Source organism: Novosphingobium sp. Chol11 (assembly GCF_900218065.1).
Lineage (GTDB): Bacteria > Pseudomonadota > Alphaproteobacteria > Sphingomonadales > Sphingomonadaceae > Sphingobium > Sphingobium agri.
Map to the genome: position 1 here is coordinate 945877 of NZ_OBMU01000001.1, position 22629 is coordinate 968505.

Sequence of the window (22629 nt, forward strand, 5' to 3'; positions counted from 1 at the left end):
CGCGCGGTCAGGCGCCGACGCCTGCCGCCGCGGCTCCCGCCAACCCGTCGCAGCAGCCGACCTCGCGCTGATATCGGCCGATGACGGGGGAAGTTGAAGCGGCACCAGCCGCCGTGGGTGCCATCGATATTCGTGGCATCATGGCAGCGCTGCCGCACCGCTATCCGATGCTGCTCGTCGACCGCGTGGCCAATCTCGTGCGCAACGAGAAGATCCACGCGGTCAAGGCCGTCTCGATCAACGAATCATTCTTCCAGGGACATTTTCCTGGCCGCCCGATCATGCCGGGCGTGTTGATCGTCGAAGCGATGGCGCAGGCAGCAGGCGTGCTGACGGTCGAAACGCTCGATCTGCGCGGCTCGGGCAAGCTGGTCTATTTCATGAGCATCGACGGGGCCAAGTTCCGCAACCCGGTGGAGCCGGGCTGCTTGCTCGACCTGCATGTCGAACTGCTCCAGATTCGGGGCCGGGTCTGCAAATTCGTCGGCAAGGCATCGGTGGACGGCAAGCTGTGCGCCGAAGCAAACTTTGTCGCGATGATCGCCGATCCGCCGACAGACTAAAGGCCGCGCGGGGCTTGCGTTTGTGGGAAATCCCATGTAACCGCGCGCCTTCGCAAGATTTCGCATCCATGGCCGGTCGGAAACCGGCCCATTGACGGAGCAGACCCATGAAGGCCGATACCCACCCCGATTACCACTTCATCACCGTCCAGATGACCGACGGCAGCACCTTCCGCACCCGTTCGACCTGGGGCAAGGAAGGCGATACGATGGCGCTCGACATCGATCCGAAGTCGCACCCGGCGTGGACCGGCGGCCAGCGTCAGCTGGAGCAGGGCGGCCAGGTGGCGCGCTTCAACAAGCGCTTTGGCGGCCTGACGCTGAAGAAGTAATCGCTTCCATTTTGGAACGCATGGGAAGGGCGCCTTATCGGCGCCCTTTTTGTATGTAATTGATATTGGCGATGCGTGGCCGAGGACGTTCCCTCCCGTAAGAGGAAGGGGTAGGAGAGAGGCGAGGGGAGCGCGAGTCTGGTCTGGCCTTTGAATGGGGCGTTGTCGCGCAGGCCCACCCCCGGCCCCTCCCGCTTGCGGGAGGGGAGCATCGTCACACTCCGCTCGGCCGGATATCAGCTCGCCGCGCGGTCCTTGTCCAGAAACGCCGCGACATCATCCAACACGATATCCTTCGACAGGAACGTCTTCCCGATGCCTCGCGCGAGCAGGAAGGGCAGGGTGCCTGCCGCCATCTTCTTGTCGTGCAGCATATGGGCCACCAAGGCCGCGCCGTCCGCTTTCACATGGGCGCTGCCAAGATCATGCGGCAGGCCCACCGACTTCAGATGCGCCGTCACCCGATGCGCATCCTCCGGCGGGCACAGCCCCAGCCGCGCGGAATAGCGGAACGCGAGCGCCATGCCCGCCGCCACGCCTTCGCCATGCAGCAACAGATCGGAAAAGCCCGTATCCGCCTCCAGCGCATGTCCGAACGTATGGCCAAGGTTCAGCAGCGCGCGACGGCCGGATGTTTCGCGCTCATCGTCGGCGACGATAGCCGCCTTCGCACGGACGCTGCGCTCAATCGCGAACTCGCGGGCATCGCGATCGCCGGTCAGCAGCCGATGTCCCTCAGCTTCACACCATGCGAAAAATTCGGGATCGTCAATCAGGCCATATTTCACGACCTCGGCATAGCCCGCGCGCGTTTCACGATGCGGCAGGCTGTCGAGGGTGGATGGATCGATCAGGACCAGGCTCGGCTGATAGAAGCTGCCGATCAGATTCTTGCCCGCGCTCGCGTTGATCGCGGTCTTTCCTCCAACCGAACTGTCGACCTGGGCGAGCAACGTCGTTGGCACCTGGATAAAGTGGCAGCCGCGCTTCAGGATGGATGCGGCGAAACCGACAAGGTCGCCGATCACGCCGCCGCCCAGCGCCACGACATGGTCGCCGCGCTCCACTTCCAGAGCCAATAGCTGATCGAGCAATTGCTCAAGGTGGCGCCAGCTCTTCGTCTGCTCGCCAGCAGGCAGGATGATGGCCTGAACCGCGACACCAGTGCTGCGCAGGCTGTTTTCCAGCCGGGGCAGCTGTGCCTTCGCGACATTGGCGTCGGTCACGACCACCATCCTGCCGCCCCTGGCATAGGAGCCAAGATGACCCGCCGCGCGATCCAGCGCGCCTTGTTCGATCACGATGTCATAGCTGCGCGCATCCAGCGCGACGCGGACTATTGCCATGCCGCCAATTTCTCCAAAATGCTCTCGACCGCCACTTCATGCGGCGCGGCAATGCTCTTCACGTGGATGGGGGCCAACGAGTAGACCGGGTTCCGAATTGCCGCCAATTCGGTCAGCACGACGCGGGGGTCCTTACCTTTCAATAATGGGCGGCCTTCCCTCCGCGATACCCGATCGACCAGCGTATCGATGTCGGCGTCCAGCCATATCGCGGTCGCCTGGTCAAGGATCAGGGCGCGCGTATCTTCCTGCATGAACGCGCCGCCGCCGGTGGCGATCACCTTGGGCTCATCGTCCAGCAACCGGGCGATCACCCGTCGTTCGCCATCACGGAAATAGCCCTCGCCATAGCGTTCGAACATTTCCGTGATGGTCATGCCCGCGGCCTTTTCGATCTCTTCGTCAGCATCCACGAAGGCAAGGCCGAGCCGCGCTGCCAGCCTGCGTCCGACCGTCGATTTGCCGACGCCCATCATCCCTATCAGGACGATGGAACCGCGCTTTGACTGCGGAGGCACGGATTTGCTGTTTCGCTGCATTGCGGAGGGGGCTATACATCCCCCCGTCGCGGAGGCAAATCGCAACTTTCCTCAACTAGACGGCTAGGCCGCACAAGGATCCATGAGAAGCAATCGTTCCTTCAGCACCTTCGAAAGCAGCTCACGCCGTCGCGGGACGCGCCTGCCACTCATTCCCATTGTTCTGATCGTCCTGCTTGCGGGTCTCGTCGCGCTGCTTTGGTCGCGTGGCGGCGAACAGCCGCAGCAGCGGGTGGAAAAGACCATTCCCGCCGAAAAGCTGGGCAAATAAGTTCATGCGTCAAAGCCGGGTGAATGCGAAATGGGCGCTGGGGACGCTGGCGTTCGCTCTCGCGCTGCCGGTGATTGCGCAGGAGTCGCCGGAATCGCTCCTGCCCCCGGGTTTCGGAGAGGCGCCTCCGGCACCACCGGCTTCCGCGCCTCAGCCCGCGCGTCCGGCAACCCCCGGCGCGCCTGTGCCGATGGTTCAGCCCTTGCCCCTCAGCAGCGACGTACCGTCTGCGGACAACGACTTGGCGGGCGAGGCGGTGGATGAGCTGTCCGAGGAAGAGCTGGCGGCGCAGAAGCAGAAATATGATCTGCCCCCCGGCGCGCAGCGGTCGCTAGACCGTGTCGGGCCGCTCACGCCCGCGCGGCTCGGCCTGGAACCTGATGCATTTGGCGGCCAGTCCGGCCTGTTTCTCGCGACATTGATGAAGGAAACGCGCGCGCCGGTCACGTCGCGCTGGGCGTCCATCCTGCTGCGCCGCGCGCTGCTTTCGGCTACGGACACGCCGCGCGATATCAATGGCGCGGATTGGGTCGCCGAACGGGCGTGGCTGCTGCTGCGGATGGGCGAAGCGGACAGCGCGCGGCTGCTGGTGCAGAGCGTCGATTCCGACAAGTTCACACCGCGCCTCTATGCCGTGGCGATGCAGACCTACTTGGCGGCCGCGGACCCGGCCGGTTTATGTCCGCTTTCGACCGGTGCGCTGCGCTATAGCAAGGAACCCGGATGGGACATGACGCGGGCGATCTGCCCGGCGCTGTCGGGGGATCAGGGGTCTGCCAGTGCGGCGCTCAACCAGGCGCAGCGCCGGGGCGTCGTGCGCGGCGTCGATTATCGCCTGGCAGAGAAGGTCGTCGGCACCGGCTTTAATGCGCGTCGGTCGGTGAAGATCGAATGGGACGGCGTAGATGGGCTGACGGCGTGGCGTTTCGGCCTTGCCACCGCTCTTAATGTCGAAATCCCCGACGCGCTTTACGCCACCGCGGGGCGCCATGTGCGGGCATGGGAAGCGCGCGCGCCTGCATTGAGCGCGGTTCGCCGCCTGCCCGGTTCGGAAGCAGCAGCGCGACTGGGCGTTTTCTCCAATCAGGCGCTGGTCGGCTTCTATAGCCAGTTGGCCGCCGATGGCGATGCGACCCCCGAAATTGCCGACAAGGTCGATGCGCTGCGCAACGCCTATCGCGCAAGCTCGCCAGGAGAGCGCGTTCAGGGGATGCGGACGCTGTGGCGCGACAATGGCAAGCCTGACTATGTCGGCCTGATCGCGACGGCGAAGGCGGCGGCCGCCTTGCCCGTCACCACGATCGACGCGCGGGAGGCCGCCAATCTGGTCGCATCCATGCTGACGGCAGGCTATGACCGCAGCGCCGCGCGGTGGAGCGGCGTCGCACGGCAGGCGGAAGGCGACGGCGCAGGCGACCTTTGGGCTTTGCTGGCGGTGGGAGCGCCGAGCGCGGTGGTCGACATCAGCGAAGGCCGTGTATCCTCCTTCGCCGATGAGGCTGGCGCGGCAAAAGGCCAGATGTTGATTGCGGCTCTGGCGGGACTTGCCCGCCTCAATCCGCAGGCCAGTGCCTCCCTGGCGCAGGATAATGGCCTGAACCTTGCGGTGAACAGCCGTTGGGCGCGGGCGATCCACCAAGCCGCAGGGCGGGGAGAGAAAGCGACAGTCGCGTTGCTTGCCGCCGTGGGCATGCAGGCGGCGGAGTGGGATCGCCTGCCTGCCGCTCACCTCTATCACATCGTTGCGGCTCTGCATCAGGTCGGGCTCGACCCCGAAGCGCGGATGATCGCGGCGGAGGCGATAACGCGGATCTGAGCCCATGGGAGAGGATGGGGCGCTGATCGGCCGTTTTCTGGAGATGATGGCGGCGGAACGCGGTGCCTCGCGCAATACCTTGCTCGCCTATCGCGCTGATCTGGAAGGCGCGGCTAAGATTTTGGGTGGCCTCTCCGCCGCCAGCAAGGACGCCATTGCGGGGCTTGCCGCTGCCTGGGCGGGACTGTCCGCTTCTTCGGTGGCGCGAAAGGCTTCGGCACTGCGCGCTTTTTACGGCTTTCTGGAAGAAGAAGGGCTGCGCGGCGACAATCCTTCCGCTGCATTGCCGCGTCCGGTCACCCGGCGCCCCCTGCCCAAGATTTTGTCGGCGCAGGAGGTCGGATCTCTCTTTGCCCTGATCGAGGAAAAGCTCGCCGTCGCGCATCCGTCGCCGCTCGACCTTCGTCTCTCGGCCTTGATCGAGTTGCTGTACGGCTCAGGTCTGCGCGCTACCGAACTGGTCTCCTTGCCGCGCAGGGCGCTGGCCGCGGACCGTCCATTCCTGATTCTGAAAGGCAAAGGGGCGCGGGAGCGGCTCGTGCCGATATCGGACCGGGCGCGAGCCGCCGTCTCCGCCTGGTTGCCGCACGTCCCTGAGACCAGCCCATGGCTCTTTCCCTCCGGCAAAAGCCATTTGAGCCGCATTCGCCTCTATCAGTTGGTGAAGCAGCTTGCCGCCGCAGCAGGCATAGCGCCGCAGCGGGTAAGCCCCCATGTGCTGCGCCATGCCTTCGCCACGCATCTTCTCGAAGGCGGGGCAGACTTGCGCGCGCTCCAGTCTATGCTTGGCCATGCCGACATTGGTACGACGCAGATATATACGCATGTCGACAGCCGCCGTCTGGTCGAATTGGTGAACAGCCGCCACCCACTGGCGACAATGCGCCATCGTTTCGTTGACGAAGAAGCGTCTGCACCCTAACGCCGTCGGCCATGGTTAGCTTTCTGGAATTTGAAAAGCCTATCGCCGAGCTTGAGGCGCGCGTCATCGAACTGCGCGCGACGGCGAGCGCCGGTGATATCGACATAAGCGGCGAGATCGAGAAGCTGGAGCAGCGCGCCGCCAAGATGCTGGTGGACACCTATGCCAAGCTGACGCCTTGGCAGAAGACACAGGTTGCCCGGCATCCCGATCGCCCGCACTTCAAGGATTATGTCGCGGGCATGTTCGACAATTTCATGCCGCTCGCCGGGGACCGGGCCTTTTCCGATGATCAGGCGATCATCGGCGGCCTGGCGATGCTGGGCGATCGCCGGGTGATGGTGATCGGCCATGAAAAGGGTGACGACACCGCCAGCCGCGTCCGCCACAATTTCGGCATGGCGAAGCCCGAGGGCTATCGCAAGGCAATCCGCCTGATGCAGTTGGCTGACCGGTTCGGTCTGCCTGTCGTGACGCTGGTCGATACGTCGGGCGCATTCCCGGGCGTTCAGGCCGAAGAACGCGGCCAGGCGGAGGCTATCGCCCGTTCGACCGAACAATGCCTGGCGCTGGGCGTCCCCATGGTCGCTGCGGTGGTAGGTGAGGGCGGCTCCGGGGGTGCGGTCGCGCTGGCCGCCGCGAACCGGGTGCTGATGTTCGAACATGCGGTCTATTCGGTCATTTCGCCTGAAGGTTGTGCCTCCATCCTGTGGCGGACCGCCGACAAGGCGAGCGACGCCGCCACGGCCATGCAGGTGACGGCGCAGCATCTCAAGGGTTTGGGCGTCATCGACCGGATCGTCACGGAACCCATCGGCGGCGCGCACCGCGAACCTGTGCAGGCGATCGCCAGCCTTGGCGCAGCCATTGGTGAAGAGCTGGACTCACTCGCAGGCCTCGGGCCCCAGGAACTTCGCACCGACCGGGCGGACAAATTTCTAGCCATCGGCGCTTGATCTCACTCTTCCTGAAGGAACATGCAGCCCGGAGCCTCGTTTCGTCCGGGTAACAGGTTCAGCATGTGGAGGAGCCGTGAAAAAGGCATTGGCATGGACAAGCGGCGCGATTGCTATCGCGGCCGCCATCGCAGCACCGTCAGTTCTGGGGCAGCAACGCGCGATCCGGACGGTGACGTCGATCAGCCCGCAGGAAAAAGCAAGCGGCGCGAAGCAGCACCCGCAGTTGCTCAACGAATTTGGCGGCGCCTATACTGGCCCTCAGGCGAAATATGCCGAAACAGTGGGCCGCCGCATCGCCGTTCAATCCGGACTGTCCAACGCTCAAGGCGATTTCACCGTAACGCTGCTGAATTCGCCGGTTAACAACGCGTTCGCCATTCCCGGCGGCTATGTCTATGTGACCCGTCAGTTGATGGCGCTGGCCAATGACGAAGCAGAGCTTGCAGGCGTACTCGGCCATGAGATCGGGCATGTCGCGGCTCAGCATGGCCAGCGGCGTCAGCAGGCGGCGCAGCGCAATGCCATCGGCGGAACATTGCTGCAGGTGCTGACGGGGGCCCTGCTGGGCGATTCTGCCTTTGCCGGGTTGCTGCAGAAAGGCATTGGCACGGGCAGCCAGTTATTGACCCTCAAATTCTCGCGCACGCAGGAATATGAGGCCGACGACCTCGGCATCCGTTACCTTGCGTCCGCTGGCTATGATCCTCGGGCGCTATCGTCCATGCTGGCATCCTTGGGTGCTCAAAGCAGTCTGGATGCGCGCGTGACGGGCAATGCGCGGTCTGTTCCGGAATGGGCGAGCACGCACCCCGACCCCGCCTCCCGTGTCGGGCGCGCGGCGCGTAACGCCTCCGCCCAGAAAACGTCCGCTGGTGCACGCAATCAGGATCACTTCTTGAAGGCGCTGGACGGCGTCCTTTACGGCGACGATCCGCGGCAGGGTGTGATCGAGGGCAGCCGTTTCCGTCATCCAGACCTGCGCTTGGCTTTCACCGTACCTTCCGGCTTCGGCATGGAAAATAGCGCGAGTGCGGTCTCTATTTCCGGCTCTGGCGGGCAGGCGCAATTTGGTGGCGGCGCTTATTCAGGCGATCTTGGCGCCTATATCGACTCGGTTTTCGCGAAGTTGGGCGGCAGTAATAGCCGCGTGCCGGAAGGAGAGGTGCGCCGCACCACGGTAAATGGCATTCCCGCTGCGTGGCGTAGCATTCGGGCAAACGCCAACTCTACCCAAGTGGACGCAACCGTATTCGCCTATGATTTTGGCGGCGGCAAAGCATATCATTTCCTGCTCCTGACGCCTGCCGGGCAGGGGATAGGGCCATTCGCTCCCCTGGTGCAGTCGGTCACGCGACTCACGTCTCAGGAAGCAGCAGCCATAAAGCCGCGCCGCGTGAATGTGGTTACGGTAAAGGCAGGAGATACCGTGCAGTCGCTCAGCCGACGAATGGCTTATGCTGACCAACAGTTAGAGCGTTTCCTGGTGCTCAACGCGTTGGATGCTCGAACCGCGTTGAAGCCTGGCGAAAGGGTAAAAATCATAGTGGCCGGGTAGACATCGGAGCGCTTCAACGAAAAGGGGCGGCGGAATTACGTCCGCCACCCCTTTTTGTTCGAAAGCTCTGGAGAATTAGAGCTTGTTCGAAACGTTATTGAAGGTGTTGGTCAGCTTCGTGCCGACAGTCGACATCGCCGTAATCGCGGCCACAGCGATCAGAGCTGCGATCAGGCCGTATTCGATGGCGGTCGCGCCCTTTTCATTCTTCATCATCTTGCGGATGAACTGCATTGCTATTCTCCTTGACTAAATTCCGTTCAACATCCCGGCCGCCCCGCTCGAAATTAGGTCAGCTATGGACTTTCTAGCTGAGACGGGTTGATAAAGATTTAACGACATCTGCCGGTCAGAAATTTGATGGTTAATGGTTGACTACTTCCCTGGCGACGTTGTTCCACATGTTGATCGTCTTGGTCGCCACGCTCGACATGGCGGAAACTACTGCCAGAGCGATGAGCGCCAGAATTAGGCCATATTCGATTGCGGTCGCACCACGATCGCAACGCAGCAACATTATCATCGACAGCTTTCCGATCAGTCCGCGCATATGATTCCCGAATATTGCAGACAGGCCCGCCATCGCTTGTAAAAGGGTGGGGTTAATAAATTTCTTCAATGGACAAAGATGACATCGGCTTTTCCCCTGCTCGTGGTCGCGGCTGCACTCGTGGATCCGGACGGCCGGGTGCTGCTTCAGCAACGGCCCCCGGGCAAAGCGATGGCAGGCCTGTGGGAATTTCCTGGCGGAAAGGTGGAAATGGGGGAGACGCCAGAAGCAGCCTTGATTCGCGAACTGGAGGAAGAATTGGGCATCCGCACCCATGCAAGCTGTCTCGCGCCAGCCGCTTTCGCCAGCGAGGCGCTTGGCGACAGGCACCTGCTGCTCCTGCTCTATGTTTGCCGAAAATGGGAAGGCTTGCCCGAAGCGCGGCACGCTACCGATCTGAAATGGGTGAGGCCCAATCAGATGTATGCGTTGGACATGCCTCCAGCCGACTTGCCGCTGATCGGCTTGCTCGATTCGCTGATTTGAGAAAGGGGGCAGGCGAACAAGCGCCCACCCACCTTATGAATCAATCTTCCGCAGCTTTGCTCTGAAGCTGGATATAATTCTGGATACCCATGCGTTCGATCATTTCGAACTGGGTTTCCAATGTGTCGACATGCTCTTCCTCGCTTTCGAGGATCGACTGGAACAGGTCGCGGCTGACATAATCGCGTACGGTCTCACAATAGGCGATCGCGTCCTTCAGGACGGGGAGCGCTTCATATTCCAGTGCGAGGTCGGCCTTGAGCACCTCTTCGACCGTTTCGCCAATCTTCAAGCGGCCGAGCAGCTGGAAATTGGGCAGACCGTCGAGAAACAGGATGCGTTCCGCGACCTTGTCCGCATGCTTCATCTCATCGATCGACTCTTCATATTCGAACTTGGCGAGCTTCTCGATGCCCCAATGATCAAGCATCCGGTAATGCAGGAAATATTGATTGATCGCGGTCAGCTCGTTCTTGAGGACCTCGTTGAGATAGTCGATGACCTTGGAGTCACCCTTCATGGCGCTGTCCTCCGGCTATTGGAATGAAAGCGTAACTATAGGGTGCGTGATCCGGTTTGTTAACCCGAAAGCCCAGGAAAACAGCCATTTTTCTCTAGCGCTATTGCGTCGAGTTCTCGGCGATCGAAGCGGATTAACTGCGGATGATTTGCAATGCTGATCAGGCGCTGGCGCGCTCGGCAGCGATCAGCGTGCGGGCGAAGGGGACGCACTGCCCGCATTTGGGACGGCGGCCAAGACGGGCATAAGCGCTACAGGGGGTATCCGCGCCACTGCGCACGGCTTCCTTAAGATCCTTTTCGCGAATGGCATTGCAGACACAGACGACCATGAGGCTCTCCCTGAATCGGGAAATATCTCAGATGATAATGGGTCGCAATAGAATATTAGATGCTGTTGCGAATCTTTTGCGTTTTTCCTCGCGCGAGCGTGCGCCAAAGCCATTCCGAAGGTCCGATGGCGAATCGGGCAAGCCATGCCGTCGACCACACCAGCATGAAAAGCCAGGCGCAGAGCACCAGCAGCGGCAGTTGCGACGGCCGCAACAGCGCAAATAGCCCGAGACCCCACCCATAAAATAGGGCGCACATGAAGAGGCTGCTGCCCAGATAGTTGCTGAGCGCCAACCGACCCGTGCGCGCAACCGCCATCACGATCCGCCGCTCACCATGACGGACGAACACCCAAAGGATCAGCGCTGCCCAGCCCACCGCGAGCGGGATACGGAAGGGAAAGGACCAGGCAAGCGACGTAGCCAGGGATGGCAAGGCAGGGAAATCCCGCAGGATCAGCCAGGCCGCGGGGCCCGCCATCGGAGGCAGCCCGATCAGGAAACAATGCCTTGCCGTGCGCCAATATTGCTCCGCTTGCCACCGTCCGGTCAGAAACCCGCCCTTCAGCATGGCCATGCCCATCAGCATGAAACCGAGCGTGTCGAACGCGCTGAGGAAAAAGGACCACCACCAATTGCTGACATAGAGCTCCAGATGATGCGCCACTATGGTTGCAAAGCTGCTCCGGTAGGTGGCGATTTCTTCCCGGATCGCGGGATCATAAGGATTGCTCAAAGCACCGATGTAGCGGGCAAAGCTGTCCTTTAGGGTTGCGGAGGCGTCGGGCGCGGCGGCCGCCTCCGCCCATCCATGGAGGCTAAGGACAAATGCCGTGCAGATCAGGAAATGAGCAAGGAAGAACAGGAACGCCCATTTGAGGAGCGACAGCGGCTCCTTGCCGATGAACATCATAGCGACGAGCCCGATCAGGGCATAATTCATCAATATGTCGCCGGACCATAGCAGCATATAATGCGCGAGGCCGAAGACGAAGAGCCAGGCTGCCCGGATGATCTGCGCGCGCTGCCCATTTCGCCCCGCCATTTCCTCGCGATCGATCAAAAGCAGCATCGACGCGCCGAATAGCATGGAGAAGAGGGCCCGCATCTTGCCGTCGAACAGCAGGAAGCTGGTCAACCAGAACAGCTTGTCGCCAACCGAAAGCGGCCCCGCGACGCTGGGCACGAAATAAGCGGTCTGCGGCAGGGCGAAGCTGCTGATGTTCATCCACAATATGCCCATCACCGCGCAGCCGCGCAGCACGTCCATGGCGGCGATCCGGGATGAAGGGGCGATCATGTGGCAAGGTTCCTTAAAGACGCTGGCAAAGGCGGCGTTGCTCTGTCATGCGACTAGCCATGAACAGCGGCCGCAAGCAACGGATAAGCGAGGCGTTCGGCGCGGCGGCGGATCATTATGAGGATCATGCCGGTCCGCAGCGCGCGGCAGCGGCCTTGGTCGCCGACCTTGCTCAACGGCAGAAATCTTCAGGGGTTGAGCGCATTCTGGAAATCGGCTGCGGAACGGGGCTGTTGACCCGTGACATCCAGCAGCGATGGCCCGCGGCCGAACTGTTCGTTACCGACCTCTCGCCAGAAATGCTCGCGCGCACCGCGACCGGAGCCTTCGTGGCGGGCACTTTCATCGCAATGGATGGAGAAGCGCCTGCGTTCGAAGGCGAGTGGTTCGACCTGATCCTTTCCAGCTTGGCCTTCCAATGGTTCGACGATCTGGAAGAAGCGATCGCTCGCTTGGTCAGCCTGTTGAAGCCGGGCGGAAGCATCATTTTTTCGACGATGGGGCGGGGGAGCTTTGCGAAATGGCGGGCAGCTCATGAAGCCTGCGGCCTGATACCCGGCGTCCCTGACTACCCGTCGACTCGCGAACTATCTTCCATGCTGGCCCGGTATGAAGACGCGTTCGTTTTCGAGGAAGACTATGCTCTCCACTGCGGCAGCGCGCGGGGCTTGCTCTCGCATCTGAAAGGGATCGGCGCGGTGGTGTCCAGCGAGGGGCGCCAACCCCTTTCCCCCAAGGACCTCAGAAAGGTGATGGCCGTATTCGATGCGGAGGGGGGCGATGATGTCTATCAACTGCTGTTCGGGCGGGTGACGAGGTCTGCCTGACCCGGCCCGCCCATCAGCTCGCCAAATCCGCCCTTACAGTTCGGCGTCCATCAAATTGGGGAAGAAGCCCTCATGTGCTGAGCGGAGATCGGCAAGGCTGACGCCCGCAACCTGATCGCCGCCAACGGTCCCGATCTTCACCGCGCCCGGAATGTCCACGCCCGCCGCTGCTGTCACGACATAGCGGCCTTGATCCTCGCCAAAGGCTGCTGCGGTGGTCAATTCGGTGCTGAGCTCTGCGCCCTTGCCGCTCGCGAGCGCCATTTCAGCGACGGCGACGAGCAGGCCGCCATCCGAAATATCATGAACCGCGCTGACCTTTCCGTCGGCGATGAGCGCACGGACCGTTTCCGCATGAGCGCGCTCGGCGGCGAGATCGACCTTCGGCGCTTCCCCGGCTTCGCGGCCTGCGATTTCACGCAGCCAGATGGACTGGCCAAGATGCGTGCCTTGGCCACCGATCAGCCAGATGGCGTCGCCCTCATTCTTGAAGGCAACGGTCGCCATCACATCGATATCCTTGAGCAGGCCGATGCCGCCGATCGCAGGCGTGGGCAGGATGGCCGAACCGCCACCCGTCGCCTTCGACTCATTGTAAAGCGACACATTGCCCGACACGATCGGGAAGTCGAACGCGCGGCAGGCATCGCCCATGCCGTCGAGGCAGCCGGTCAGCTGCGCCATGATCTCAGGCCGCTGCGGATTGGCGAAGTTCAGGCAGTTGGTGACGGCCAGCGGCGTGGCGCCGACCGCGCTGATGTTGCGATAGCATTCCGCAATGGCCTGCTTGCCGCCTTCATAGGGGTCGGCATAGCAGTAGCGCGGGGTGCAGTCGGTGCTGATCGCGATGCCCTTTTGCGTGCCATGGACGCGCACCACCGCGGCATCGCCGCCAGGACGCTGCACAGTGTCGGCGCCGACCATATGGTCATATTGTTCCCAGATCCAACGGCGGCTGGCGATGTCGGGCGAACCCATGAGCTTTACGAGATCCGCGCCAATGTCGCTGTTTTCCGCGATCTCGCCCAGCGGTTCGACCTTGGCCCAGGCCTTATAGTCTTCCTTCGGCATCGATGGGCGGTCATAAAGCGGCGCATCATCGGCCAACGGAGCAAGCGGGATGTCGCAGACGGTCTCGCCCTTGTGCACCAGCACCATGCGGCCGGTGTCCGTCACATGGCCGATAACCGCGAAGTCCAGTTCCCACTTGCGGAAGATCGCTTCGGCGAAAGCTTCCTTGCCCGGCTGGAGCACCATCAGCATGCGCTCTTGGCTTTCCGACAGCATCATTTCATAAGCCGTCATGCCGGTTTCGCGCTGCGGCACGTCATCCATGTTGAGCTGAATACCGACGCCGCCCTTCGAAGCCATTTCCACCGAGGAGGAGGTGAGGCCGGCCGCGCCCATGTCTTGGATCGCGACGATCGCGTCGGACGCCATCAGCTCGAGACAGGCCTCGATCAGCAGCTTTTCGGTGAAGGGGTCACCCACCTGTACCGTTGGGCGCTTCGCGTCCGCATCGTCGCCGAAATCGGCGGAGGCCATGGTGGCGCCATGGATGCCGTCGCGGCCCGTCTTGGAACCAACATAGACGATCGGATTGCCAATACCCGACGCGGCCGAATAGAAGATCTTGTCCGTCTCCGCGACGCCCACCGTCATCGCGTTGACCAGGATGTTGCCGTCATAGGCCGGGTGGAAATTCACCTCGCCGCCCACGGTCGGCACGCCCACGCAGTTGCCGTAGCCGCCGATGCCATGCACCACGCCGCTGATGAGATGCTTCATCTTCGGATGATCGGGGCGGCCAAAGCGCAGCGCGTTCATGTTCGCAACCGGCCGGGCGCCCATGGTGAACACGTCGCGCAGGATGCCGCCCACGCCCGTCGCCGCGCCTTGATAGGGTTCGATGTAGCTCGGGTGGTTGTGGCTCTCCATCTTGAAGATCGCCGCTTGGCCATCGCCGATATCGACGACGCCCGCATTCTCGCCAGGGCCGCAAATGACCTGCGGGCCTTCGGTCGGCAGCTTCTTCAGGTGGATGCGGCTCGACTTGTAGGAGCAATGCTCCGACCACATGACCGAGAATATGCCCAATTCGGTAAGGTTGGGCTCGCGTCCGAGGGCGTTCAATACGCGGTCATATTCTTCCGGCGAAAGGCCATGTTCGGCGACGATTTCCGGGGTGATCTGAGTGGCTGCGGTCGACATGAGCGCGCCTTTAGCCGGGGAGGGGCGGATAGACAATCCTTGGCCAGCCCAACTCGGGAAAACATGCTATTAATATGCGTTGGATCATGGTGGGAGGACGGAAAATGGAATGGATGTTGTTGCCGCTGCGTCGCTACGCCCGTTTTTCCGGGCGGGCGCGGCCGAAGGAATATTGGATGTTCATCCTCTTCCTCCTGATCTGCTTCATCGCGATCAGCCTCATAGAGGGGCTGCTGGGGCTCAGCACGACGGAGCATTGGGTGCGGCGTGGGCCATGGTGGTTCGACACCGGTTATCAAACCCGCGGCGGCCCACTTACGGGCCTGTTCGGCCTCGCCATGCTGATCCCATGGCTGGCGGTAGCCGTGCGCCGTTTGCATGACACGGACCGGAGCGGCTTCTGGCTGTTGATCATCTTCTTTCCGTTGATCGGCAGCCTTATTCTGTTGGTGTTCTTCATCATGAGCGGGACGCGCGGGGCCAACCGCTTCGGTCCCGATCCCATTGAAGTGGGCGAGCCTGAACTGGCGTCCCCGTCGCCCAAATGAAAAAGGCCGGGCTGTGAGGCCCGGCCTGTGAAAGACATGGGAGGCGGTGATCAGGCCTTGCAGCTGATGCCGCTCTTGCCCGGAAGAGTTGCGATGATCTGCTTGCCGCTGCCTTCGACTGAATAGCCGCCTTCTGCCGTAAAGGGCTTGCCCGGCTCTGCCGCGACGAGCTTCGTCGGCGCGCCAGTCTTTTCGGTGCGGAGGTTCGCGGTCTTATCATCGCTCAGGAAGTCGACGAAGATCAGGCTGTTGTCCTTGCAACGATACTGATGGCTCACCTTCACGGAAGGGGGGAGTTCAACAGGCGCTGCGTTGGCGAGTTGCGCAGCCATCGGATCGGCGGGGCCGCCGACGACTTCGGGTTCATCATTCTTGTTGCAAGCGGAAAGGAGGCTGAGAGCAACGACGGAAATTAGGGGGAGATAATATTTCATAGCGGTCCTTCTATGTGCACTTGCTGACGCAAGCGTCAACGCAAAACTGCCAAAATCCCGCCATTCTTGTGGCTTCTTTCATGACGCTTTCGTGACGAAGTGGTCGGGAATCAGGGCTCCGGCACGGTGCGGACTTGACCGCGCCTCCAGCGCCCGCCAATGCAGAGATCATGGCCGAAGACAGCAAGACAGAGCCGGGCGACTTGTCCCAATTGTCGTTTGAAGATGCGCTGCGCGCACTCGAGTCCATTGTCCGGCGGCTGGAGAGCGGCGATGTGCCGCTTGATGAGTCGATCTCGCTCTACGCCCAGGGTGAAGAGCTGCGCAAACGCTGTCTGGAGCGTTTGCAGGCCGCCGAAGCCCGTATCCAGAAACTGACCCTCGACCAAAGCGGCGCCGTCACGGGTGCCCAGCCGTTCGGCGCGGATTGAGCGCCGCGATGATGGAGGGAAGGGCCTCCGGATCAGCATTGTTGGCGGATCGGGCATCTGCCGTCGCTGCCGCCATAGATCGCGCGTTCGATCTGTTGCTCGCCGTCCCGCAAGACCCGCGCGCGCGGCTTTATGAAGCGATGCGGCACGCCGCCATCGGCGGGGGCAAGCGATTGCGGCCACTGCTGGTGCAGGCCGCTGGCGAGTTGTTCAACATCTCGGCGGAATCGCTGCTGCGCGTCGGCCTCGCGATCGAGTGCATCCATGTCTATTCGCTGGTGCATGACGATTTGCCCGCGATGGATGACGACGACATGCGCCGGGGCAAGCCGACGATCCACAAGGCCTTTGATGAAGCGACCGCGATCCTTGCGGGTGACTGCCTCCACGACCTTGCCTTTGAAGTGCTGGCGGATGAGGAAACCCATCCTGATCCGTTCGTGCGGGTGGAGCTGGTAAAGGCGCTCGCGTTGTCCAGCGGGCCGGCTGGCATGGCGGGCGGGCAGATGATGGATCTGGAGGCGGACGGCACCAGCTTCGACCTCGCCACCGTCACGCGGCTGCAACAGTTGAAGACCGGCGCGCTCATCGGCTTTTGCGTGGATGCGGCCGCCATCATGGCGCGGATTCCGGCGGAGTCCCGAACCAGCCTGCACGGCTATGCGCGGGACATCGGCCTTGCCTTCCAGATCGCCGACGATCTGCTGGACGTCGAAGGGGACGCCGACCTTGCGGGCAAGGCCGTGGGCAAGGATGCGGCGGCTGGCAAGGAAACCTTCGTCTCCCTGCTCGGAATAGAGCGTGCGCGGGAACAGGCGCGTCTGCTGGTCGATCAGGCCAAGGCGCATCTGCACGGCTTCGGGGCAGAAGCGGACCTGCTGCGCGCGATCGCGGATTATATCGTGGAAAGGGACCGGTAAGGCATGAGCAGTCAGCGGGTAGGGGTCTATCCCGGCACGTTCGACCCGATCACTTTGGGTCACATGGACATCATCCGCCGGGGCGCCAAGCTGGTCGACAAGCTGGTCATCGGCGTCACCACCAATATTGCCAAATCGCCCATGTTTTCGGATGAAGAACGGCTGGAGATGGTGCAGCGCGAATGCGCCGGTATCGACGCGGAGATCGTCGTTACCGGCTTCAATTCGCTGCTGATGGATTTCGCCGAATCGCAGGGCGCCAGCGTCATCATCCGCGGCATTCGGGGCGTCACCGATTTCGAATATGAATATCAGCTCACCGGCATGAACCGCCAGATCAACCACCGGATCGAAACCGCGTTCCTGATGGCCGATGTATCGCTCCAGCCGATCGCTTCGCGCCTGGTGAAGGAAATTGCGCTGTATGGCGGGCCGATCGACAAGTTTGTCAGCGCCCGCGTGCGGGATGATGTAGTCGCTCGGGTAGCGATGCTCGGGCAGAAGGGCGGCCAATAACAGGCCGCTCAGCCTTCGTTCAGTTGCCAATCGCGAAGAGCGCGCTATCAGGGCAGCTTCGCCTTCAAGGTCCAAATCAGGGAAAGCTTATCCATGCGGTTCAGTTCGGCGTTCAAGACCGTGGCGATCACTGTCGCTCTCTATGCGTCGGGCGGCGTGGCGCTGGCCCAGGGTGGCGCTCCTGGCGGTAATGGCGAAGAGATGAAGCGGGCGGAAGCCGCCGCGCGCGCTGAACAGAATGCGAAGTCGATGGGTCAGGACGCAGAAGTGAAGCTGCCGCCCGCGACCGTGCCGGTGGATCCGGAAAATGTGTGGGATCTCGACCTGTCGAGCGGCGGGCGCGTGCGCATCCAGCTGCGCCCTGACATCGCCCCGCAGCATGTCGAACGCATCAAGCAGTTGACGCGTCAGGGCTTCTACAATGGCCTGAAATTCCACCGCGTCATCCCCGGTTTCATGGCGCAGGGCGGCGATCCCAAGGGTGACGGCACCGGCGGTTCCCCGCTCCCTGACCTTCAGGCCGAATTCAACCCGATGCCCCACTTGCGCGGCACCGTGTCGATGGCGCGCGCAGCGGATGAGAATAGCGCCAACAGCCAGTTCTTCATCCTCTTCCTGCCGCGCATGCAGCTCGACAAGAAATATACCGTCTTCGGCCGCGTGATCGAAGGCATGCAATATGTCGATGCCATCGCTCCGGGCGAGCCGCCCGCCAATCCGTCAACCATTCTCCAGGCGTCGATCGAAAGCGATGGCAAGCCGCCGGTAGCAGCGCTGCCCACACCTCCAGCGCCCTCCATTGTCGCGCCCGCACCGGCCACGGCAAAGAAGGCTGCACCGAAGAAGCGCTAAGGCTGAAGAAAGGCGGATCATGCCGGGCCACTCCGGCATGATGATCCTGCTTAGAGGATAGCGCCCGCATGCGCGTAGACCTGTTTGACTTCGAATTGCCTGCTGAGAGCATTGCTCTCCGGCCAGCATCACCGCGCGACGCTGCCCGCCTGCTGCTGGTTGATGGCGACAGGCCGTTTGAGGATCGCATCGTGCGCGACCTGCCGAGCCTTTTGCGGGCCGGTGACGTGCTGGTCTTCAACGATACGAAGGTCATCCCCGCCCAATTGGAAGGGCTCCGTGGCCAGGCCAGGATCGGGGCAACGCTCCACAAGCGGCTCGGCCTCCGCCAGTGGCAGGCCTTCCTCCGCAATGCCAAGCGGGTTCGCGAAGGTGACCAGATCGATTTCGGCGCGGGCGTCACGGCTCTTGCCGGGCCGCGCGACGACGATGGCGGCGTCACCCTGACGTTCGAAGGCGATGACCCCGTGGAGGTTCTGCTGGAGCGGGCAGGGCGCATGCCGCTACCGCCCTACATCGCCAGCAAGCGGCCAACCGACGCGCGCGACCGCAGCGACTATCAGACGATGTTCGCGCGCGAGGATGGCGCGGTCGCAGCCCCCACGGCGGCGCTGCACTTTACCCCCGATCTGATGGCAGCGCTGGCGGGTGCGGGTGTGGTGTCGGAAACGCTGACGCTGCACGTGGGCGCTGGCACATTCCTGCCCGTGAAGGCTGAGGATACCGACGACCACCGCATGCATGCGGAATGGGGCCGGATCGAACAGGCCACCGCCGATCGGCTGAACGCCGCCCGCCAGGCAGGCGGCCGCCTCATTGCCGTCGGCACGACCAGCCTGCGCCTGCTCGAAAGCGCCTGCGGCGAGGATGGCGTCATCCGCCCCTTCGCCGACGAGACGCGCATCTTCATCACCCCCGGCTATCGCTTCCGGGCGATCGATGGCCTGATGACCAACTTCCATCTGCCACGATCGACATTGTTCATGCTGGTAAGTGCGCTCATGGGACGGGAGCGCATGCAGGCGGCCTATGCCCATGCGATCGAGAGCGGATACCGCTTCTACAGCTATGGCGACTCGTCGCTGTTGTTGCCGTAAGCCGTGGCCCAGCCGGGCTAGGACCGGCCGACGAACAGAAAACCCACCGCCGCCATGATGCACAGAAATGCCGCCGCGTGCCGCCAGTGCAGCGGTTCGCCGAGAACCGTGACCATGAACCCGCCGAACACGATCAGCGCTATCGCTTCCTGAGCGATCTTGAGCTGCCCCGCGCTCCACCCGCTGGCGAAGCCGACGCGGTTCGCAGGCACGGCAAAGCAATATTCGATCAGCGCGATGCCCCAGCTGATCAGGATGACGATCAGGATCGGCTTTTCCATCCCGCCTTTCAGATGCCAATACCAGGCGACGGTCATGAAGATGTTTGAAACGACCAGCAGCAGGATGGTTGGCATGAACGGCCTCGACAGATGAGGGATCGGCCTGTGCCATCGCCGGTAGGCAGAGCGCAAGAGGGGTGGCAGGCCTTATCGGCCGACGTCGGATAGCCTGTTCGGCGCACAAGAAAAAGGGCCCGGCATCGCCAGGCCCCTTCCGTCGCTCATCGGCAATCAGCGATAGCGGTACGTGTCGCGCGAGCTGCTCGAACCACTGCTGCTCCAGCTATTCTGGTCGCGTCCTTCCCCGAACATCGCATTCTGCTCGCGTTCGGTGCGCCAGGCCTTGTGCGCTTCATCGGCGGTCTTTTCCAGCGTCACCCGCTGTTCGTCCACCGATCTGATCCAGGACGACGGAACGGAATGGTGCACGCCGCCTGCATCCTGATCGGTCTTGGTCAGGATGATGCGATCGCCGCTCAGCTTGTCGACGGTGCCGATATGTTCGCCGTCGCTGCCCACGACTTCCATATGTTCGCGGACCTGCTGCACTGCCTGCCGTTGTTCCGTGCGGCGCGTGCGCCAGCTGCCGAACTCATTGTTGAAGCGGTCGCGATGCTCGCGTTGATATTCCGCATAGTCGCGATCCAGTTCGTCGATCCGCTGCTGGCGCCAGGCATGATAGTTGGCGTCGTGATGCTCGCCATAATCATGCGTCGGTCCATAGGAGCGGACGCGGTTGCCATGATCTTCACTGCCAAACCCGCTGCGTTCGCCAGTGAAGGGCGCATAGCCCCGGTTCGGCAGATATTGGCTGCTGCGCGATGCTGACGCGAAGCCGATGCGGCTGCTTTCGTCGCGCGGGTCACCATAGGGACGGTTATAATATTCGTCATATTCGCGGCGGCGCTCGGCTTCTTCATCGCCGAACCAGCTGCGAATCTCGTCACCTGCCCGATCGAAGAAGCCGCGCTCTTCGGGATCATACTGCTCCGGTGCCCGCCGACTATCAGGACCGCTGAACTGGCCACGCGTCCCATAACGATAGCTGCGGTCATCACGCCAGTCGCGCTGGCCGCGATAGCGGTCCGAACCGCGATCCCAATCGCCGCGAGTCCTGTCATCGCCTCCATAGCGGCGTCCGCCTTGATAGCCCATGATACTTCTCCTTGGCTGCTGTTGCTACGGCCTGAAGCCGTTGTTTCACCAATGAGTGGAAAGGCGCATCGTTCCGGCCGTTACGTGGAGGTAACATCCGTGTTTGGAACCGAGCGGTCGCTCGGCTGGCACGGGCAGATATGAGAAAAAGCCCGTTGCAAGGCAAAAGCGGCTCGCTTATAGGCAGCGCTCCTTGGGGCCGTAGCTCAGCTGGGAGAGCGCGTCGTTCGCAATGACGAGGTCAGGGGTTCGATCCCCCTCGGCTCCACCATCCTTTCGGAAAGAAGGGGTGCTCCTGAAGGACTTTACCGCCAGCCTGATGCGCGCCTATGGCGGATTTCATGACATCATCCAGCATTGAAGGCCGCTCGGCTGCGACTGCGATCATCGTCCGTGACATGCCCGATGGTCCTCCGCACATCCTGATGATGGAGCGGGCAGGGACGATGGCTTTTGCGGCGGGAGCATTGGTATTTCCCGGCGGCGCTGTGGACGACGCAGACCGCGAACTCGCGCGCGCCTTGGGAGGCTCGGCGGATGTGGAAGAGACCGCTGCGCGCCTTGCCGCGATCCGGGAGACGCTGGAGGAAAGCGGCTTGGGCATCGGTTTTGCGGCCTCGGCGGGCCCGGTGCAATTGGCCGAGATGCGTCGAGCTTTGGCAGGAGGCGCGACCCTTTCCGCCATCCTCCAGACGCATCGGCTTGAGCTCGCGCTGGATCATTTGACGCCGTTCAGCCGCTGGCACCCGGCGGACGCTGAAATGGCCGCGCGGATTTATGATACGCGCTTCTATCTGGCGCGCGCGCCGGAGGGCCAGGTTGCGACGGCTGACACCACTGAAAATGTCCGGCTGTTCTGGATGAGCGCAGGCGACACAATCGCCCTGTGCGACGCTGGTGGTGGCCGCATCATCTTCCCCACGCGCCGCAATCTTGAGCGGCTGGCGCTGTTCGGCAGTTTTGCCGAGATGGCCGCCCATGCCGCGTCCTTCCCCGTGGAAAAGGTCAGCCCGTGGCTGGAGGAAAGGGACGGCGTGCGCCACCTCTGCATCCCCGATCATCTCGGTTATCCCGTGACTTCGGAACCGATGGAGCAGGTGCAGCGTGGTTAGCGCATGCGCCAGCTTCACATCATCCTGCGCAGGCTTCTGCTGCTTGGCGCACTCTGCGCCCTGGCGCTGATCGGCTATGCCTATCTGCGTCATCGGCCGCAGGACCTGCCCTGGACCGACCTGGACCTCGCCCAGCCTGTCGGGATGTTCACGGGCCGCAAGCTCGCCGCTCTGACCGGCGACGCCAACGGATGCCGCGCGCTGCTCGACCGGGCTGGCGTCAGCTATGTCGCGATGAAGCCTAAGGGAAGCGGGCAGTGCCGCCACAGCGATGCTGTCCGCTTGCGGCAGGAAGATGGCGTGGTGAGCCTGTCCCCGGCCTCTGTCGCTCCATCCTGCCCGGTCGCCGCCGCGCTCAAGCTTTGGGAATGGCAGGTGGTGCAACCCGCCGCAGAGCAGATTCTGGGGAAGCCGGTGGAGACGATCCAGCATCTCGGATCCTACAGCTGCCGCCGCATCTACGGCCGCGCTCAAGGCAGTTTCAGCGAGCACGCCACTGCCGACGCGATCGACATCAGCGGCTTTATCCTGGAAGGCGGAAAACGCATCAGCGTTGCGCGCGATTGGCGGGGTGAGGGGAAGGAAGCCATCTTCCTGCGCGCTGTCCGGGACGGTGCTTGCCGGCTTTTCTCGACCACTCTGTCGCCCGACTATAACGCCGCGCATCATGACCATCTGCACCTGGATCAGGCTGAGCGGGGCAAGCTCGGCGGACGCCTGTGCCGTTAGAGCATCGTGCGCAAAAGTGGGAACCG

Annotated in this window: 28 protein-coding genes and 1 tRNA gene; 18 read left to right on the forward strand and 11 right to left on the reverse strand. The window is 62.5% G+C overall.

All coding sequences use genetic code 11. The features are described 5' to 3' along the window. The first annotated feature begins 80 nt into the window (after positions 1 to 80). Positions 81 to 563, forward strand: coding sequence for a 3-hydroxyacyl-ACP dehydratase FabZ (gene fabZ / locus NCHOL11_RS04740; protein ID WP_097091291.1), 483 nt, complete (start codon positions 81 to 83; stop codon positions 561 to 563). Between the two features lie 107 nt (positions 564 to 670). After that, a complete protein-coding gene (gene rpmE / locus NCHOL11_RS04745; protein ID WP_097091292.1) occupies positions 671 to 895 on the forward strand; it encodes a 50S ribosomal protein L31 in 225 nt (74 codons plus the stop codon). A 236-nt stretch (positions 896 to 1131) separates the two neighbouring features. Here rpmE and aroB read toward each other — a convergent pair whose 3' ends face one another. Then, positions 1132 to 2241: a 3-dehydroquinate synthase gene (gene aroB, locus NCHOL11_RS04750; protein WP_097091293.1), complete on the reverse strand. Its 1110-nt coding sequence runs from the start codon at positions 2239 to 2241 to the stop codon at positions 1132 to 1134. Further along, positions 2232 to 2780: a shikimate kinase gene (locus NCHOL11_RS04755; RefSeq protein WP_097091294.1), complete on the reverse strand. Its 549-nt coding sequence runs from the start codon at positions 2778 to 2780 to the stop codon at positions 2232 to 2234. Before NCHOL11_RS04755 ends, aroB begins: the two co-directional genes overlap by 10 nt. Positions 2781 to 2862: 82 nt before the next feature. Between NCHOL11_RS04755 and NCHOL11_RS04760 the strand changes: the two genes are divergently transcribed. The 5 genes from NCHOL11_RS04760 to NCHOL11_RS04780 all read left to right on the forward strand — a co-directional run bounded on the left by NCHOL11_RS04760 (position 2863) and on the right by NCHOL11_RS04780 (position 8303). Then, positions 2863 to 3051 (forward strand): hypothetical protein, encoded by a 189-nt coding sequence (locus NCHOL11_RS04760; protein ID WP_097091295.1) that lies wholly within the window; start codon positions 2863 to 2865, stop codon positions 3049 to 3051. Between the two features lie 4 nt (positions 3052 to 3055). Then, complete coding sequence (locus tag NCHOL11_RS04765; protein WP_097091296.1) at positions 3056 to 4867, forward strand: hypothetical protein; 1812 nt, start codon at positions 3056 to 3058, stop codon at positions 4865 to 4867. A 4-nt stretch (positions 4868 to 4871) separates the two neighbouring features. After that, positions 4872 to 5789: a tyrosine recombinase gene (locus tag NCHOL11_RS04770; protein WP_097091297.1), complete on the forward strand. Its 918-nt coding sequence runs from the start codon at positions 4872 to 4874 to the stop codon at positions 5787 to 5789. An 11-nt stretch (positions 5790 to 5800) separates the two neighbouring features. Then, positions 5801 to 6745 carry an acetyl-CoA carboxylase carboxyltransferase subunit alpha gene (locus NCHOL11_RS04775; protein ID WP_097091298.1) on the forward strand — a complete coding sequence of 315 codons (945 nt, stop codon included), beginning with the start codon at positions 5801 to 5803 and terminating at the stop codon, positions 6743 to 6745. Positions 6746 to 6821: 76 nt separating this feature from the next. Next, positions 6822 to 8303: a M48 family metalloprotease gene (locus NCHOL11_RS04780; RefSeq protein WP_441339469.1), complete on the forward strand. Its 1482-nt coding sequence runs from the start codon at positions 6822 to 6824 to the stop codon at positions 8301 to 8303. 75 nt (positions 8304 to 8378) lie between these two features. On the opposite strand, the gene NCHOL11_RS04785 is transcribed toward NCHOL11_RS04780, so the two are convergent. Together NCHOL11_RS04785 and NCHOL11_RS04790 are read right to left on the reverse strand one after the other, a co-directional pair. Continuing rightward, the gene (locus NCHOL11_RS04785; protein WP_097091299.1) at positions 8379 to 8537 is read right to left on the reverse strand and encodes a Flp family type IVb pilin; all 159 of its coding nucleotides are present in this window, start codon (positions 8535 to 8537) and stop codon (positions 8379 to 8381) included. A gap of 130 nt (positions 8538 to 8667) precedes the next feature. Beyond that, positions 8668 to 8853, reverse strand: coding sequence for a Flp family type IVb pilin (locus NCHOL11_RS04790; RefSeq protein WP_097092733.1), 186 nt, complete (start codon positions 8851 to 8853; stop codon positions 8668 to 8670). 78 nt (positions 8854 to 8931) lie between these two features. Here NCHOL11_RS04790 and NCHOL11_RS04795 point away from each other — a divergent pair, with 78 nt between their 5' ends. Further along, positions 8932 to 9339 (forward strand): (deoxy)nucleoside triphosphate pyrophosphohydrolase, encoded by a 408-nt coding sequence (locus NCHOL11_RS04795; protein ID WP_097091300.1) that lies wholly within the window; start codon positions 8932 to 8934, stop codon positions 9337 to 9339. Positions 9340 to 9379: 40 nt separating this feature from the next. Here the strand turns inward: NCHOL11_RS04795 and bfr are convergent, their stop codons facing one another. From bfr to NCHOL11_RS04810, 3 genes are all read right to left on the reverse strand, one after another. Beyond that, positions 9380 to 9859, reverse strand: coding sequence for a bacterioferritin (gene bfr / locus NCHOL11_RS04800; RefSeq protein WP_097091301.1), 480 nt, complete (start codon positions 9857 to 9859; stop codon positions 9380 to 9382). Between the two features lie 160 nt (positions 9860 to 10019). Further along, complete coding sequence (locus tag NCHOL11_RS04805) at positions 10020 to 10190, reverse strand: (2Fe-2S)-binding protein (RefSeq protein WP_097091302.1); 171 nt, start codon at positions 10188 to 10190, stop codon at positions 10020 to 10022. 55 nt (positions 10191 to 10245) lie between these two features. Beyond that, positions 10246 to 11490 carry a DUF418 domain-containing protein gene (locus NCHOL11_RS04810; RefSeq protein WP_097091303.1) on the reverse strand — a complete coding sequence of 415 codons (1245 nt, stop codon included), beginning with the start codon at positions 11488 to 11490 and terminating at the stop codon, positions 10246 to 10248. A gap of 59 nt (positions 11491 to 11549) precedes the next feature. On the opposite strand from NCHOL11_RS04810, the gene NCHOL11_RS04815 reads away from it, so the two are divergent. Then, complete coding sequence (locus NCHOL11_RS04815; RefSeq protein ID WP_097091304.1) at positions 11550 to 12317, forward strand: methyltransferase domain-containing protein; 768 nt, start codon at positions 11550 to 11552, stop codon at positions 12315 to 12317. A 33-nt stretch (positions 12318 to 12350) separates the two neighbouring features. Here NCHOL11_RS04815 and purL read toward each other — a convergent pair whose 3' ends face one another. Next, the gene (gene purL, locus NCHOL11_RS04820) at positions 12351 to 14528 is read right to left on the reverse strand and encodes a phosphoribosylformylglycinamidine synthase subunit PurL (RefSeq protein ID WP_097091305.1); all 2178 of its coding nucleotides are present in this window, start codon (positions 14526 to 14528) and stop codon (positions 12351 to 12353) included. 104 nt (positions 14529 to 14632) lie between these two features. On the opposite strand from purL, the gene NCHOL11_RS04825 reads away from it, so the two are divergent. After that, positions 14633 to 15076 (forward strand): DUF805 domain-containing protein, encoded by a 444-nt coding sequence (locus NCHOL11_RS04825; protein WP_097091306.1) that lies wholly within the window; start codon positions 14633 to 14635, stop codon positions 15074 to 15076. A 50-nt stretch (positions 15077 to 15126) separates the two neighbouring features. Here NCHOL11_RS04825 and NCHOL11_RS04830 read toward each other — a convergent pair whose 3' ends face one another. Further along, the gene (locus NCHOL11_RS04830) at positions 15127 to 15510 is read right to left on the reverse strand and encodes a hypothetical protein (protein WP_097091307.1); all 384 of its coding nucleotides are present in this window, start codon (positions 15508 to 15510) and stop codon (positions 15127 to 15129) included. Positions 15511 to 15680: 170 nt separating this feature from the next. On the opposite strand from NCHOL11_RS04830, the gene NCHOL11_RS04835 reads away from it, so the two are divergent. The 5 genes from NCHOL11_RS04835 to queA all read left to right on the forward strand — a co-directional run bounded on the left by NCHOL11_RS04835 (position 15681) and on the right by queA (position 19326). Beyond that, positions 15681 to 15941, forward strand: coding sequence for an exodeoxyribonuclease VII small subunit (locus NCHOL11_RS04835; RefSeq protein ID WP_097091308.1), 261 nt, complete (start codon positions 15681 to 15683; stop codon positions 15939 to 15941). Between the two features lie 11 nt (positions 15942 to 15952). Continuing rightward, positions 15953 to 16861 (forward strand): polyprenyl synthetase family protein, encoded by a 909-nt coding sequence (locus NCHOL11_RS04840; RefSeq protein WP_097092734.1) that lies wholly within the window; start codon positions 15953 to 15955, stop codon positions 16859 to 16861. A gap of 3 nt (positions 16862 to 16864) precedes the next feature. Beyond that, positions 16865 to 17377, forward strand: a complete 513-nt coding sequence (gene coaD, locus NCHOL11_RS04845; protein WP_097091309.1) for a pantetheine-phosphate adenylyltransferase — start codon at positions 16865 to 16867, stop codon at positions 17375 to 17377. Positions 17378 to 17470: 93 nt separating this feature from the next. Continuing rightward, positions 17471 to 18229 carry a peptidylprolyl isomerase gene (locus tag NCHOL11_RS04850; RefSeq protein ID WP_097091310.1) on the forward strand — a complete coding sequence of 253 codons (759 nt, stop codon included), beginning with the start codon at positions 17471 to 17473 and terminating at the stop codon, positions 18227 to 18229. A gap of 68 nt (positions 18230 to 18297) precedes the next feature. Continuing rightward, positions 18298 to 19326: a tRNA preQ1(34) S-adenosylmethionine ribosyltransferase-isomerase QueA gene (gene queA / locus NCHOL11_RS04855; RefSeq protein WP_097091311.1), complete on the forward strand. Its 1029-nt coding sequence runs from the start codon at positions 18298 to 18300 to the stop codon at positions 19324 to 19326. Between the two features lie 17 nt (positions 19327 to 19343). Here queA and NCHOL11_RS04860 read toward each other — a convergent pair whose 3' ends face one another. Both NCHOL11_RS04860 and NCHOL11_RS04865 read right to left on the reverse strand, forming a co-directional pair. After that, positions 19344 to 19682: a DMT family protein gene (locus NCHOL11_RS04860; protein WP_097091312.1), complete on the reverse strand. Its 339-nt coding sequence runs from the start codon at positions 19680 to 19682 to the stop codon at positions 19344 to 19346. Between the two features lie 156 nt (positions 19683 to 19838). Further along, positions 19839 to 20762 (reverse strand): DUF2171 domain-containing protein, encoded by a 924-nt coding sequence (locus NCHOL11_RS04865; RefSeq protein WP_097091313.1) that lies wholly within the window; start codon positions 20760 to 20762, stop codon positions 19839 to 19841. 195 nt (positions 20763 to 20957) lie between these two features. Here NCHOL11_RS04865 and NCHOL11_RS04870 point away from each other — a divergent pair. The 3 genes from NCHOL11_RS04870 to NCHOL11_RS04880 all read left to right on the forward strand — a co-directional run bounded on the left by NCHOL11_RS04870 (position 20958) and on the right by NCHOL11_RS04880 (position 22603). Further along, positions 20958 to 21033: transfer RNA gene (locus tag NCHOL11_RS04870), tRNA-Ala, on the forward strand. A 70-nt stretch (positions 21034 to 21103) separates the two neighbouring features. Beyond that, positions 21104 to 21874: an NUDIX hydrolase gene (locus NCHOL11_RS04875; protein WP_097092735.1), complete on the forward strand. Its 771-nt coding sequence runs from the start codon at positions 21104 to 21106 to the stop codon at positions 21872 to 21874. A 3-nt stretch (positions 21875 to 21877) separates the two neighbouring features. After that, positions 21878 to 22603: an extensin-like domain-containing protein gene (locus NCHOL11_RS04880; RefSeq protein ID WP_097091314.1), complete on the forward strand. Its 726-nt coding sequence runs from the start codon at positions 21878 to 21880 to the stop codon at positions 22601 to 22603. Positions 22604 to 22629: the final 26 nt, after the last annotated feature.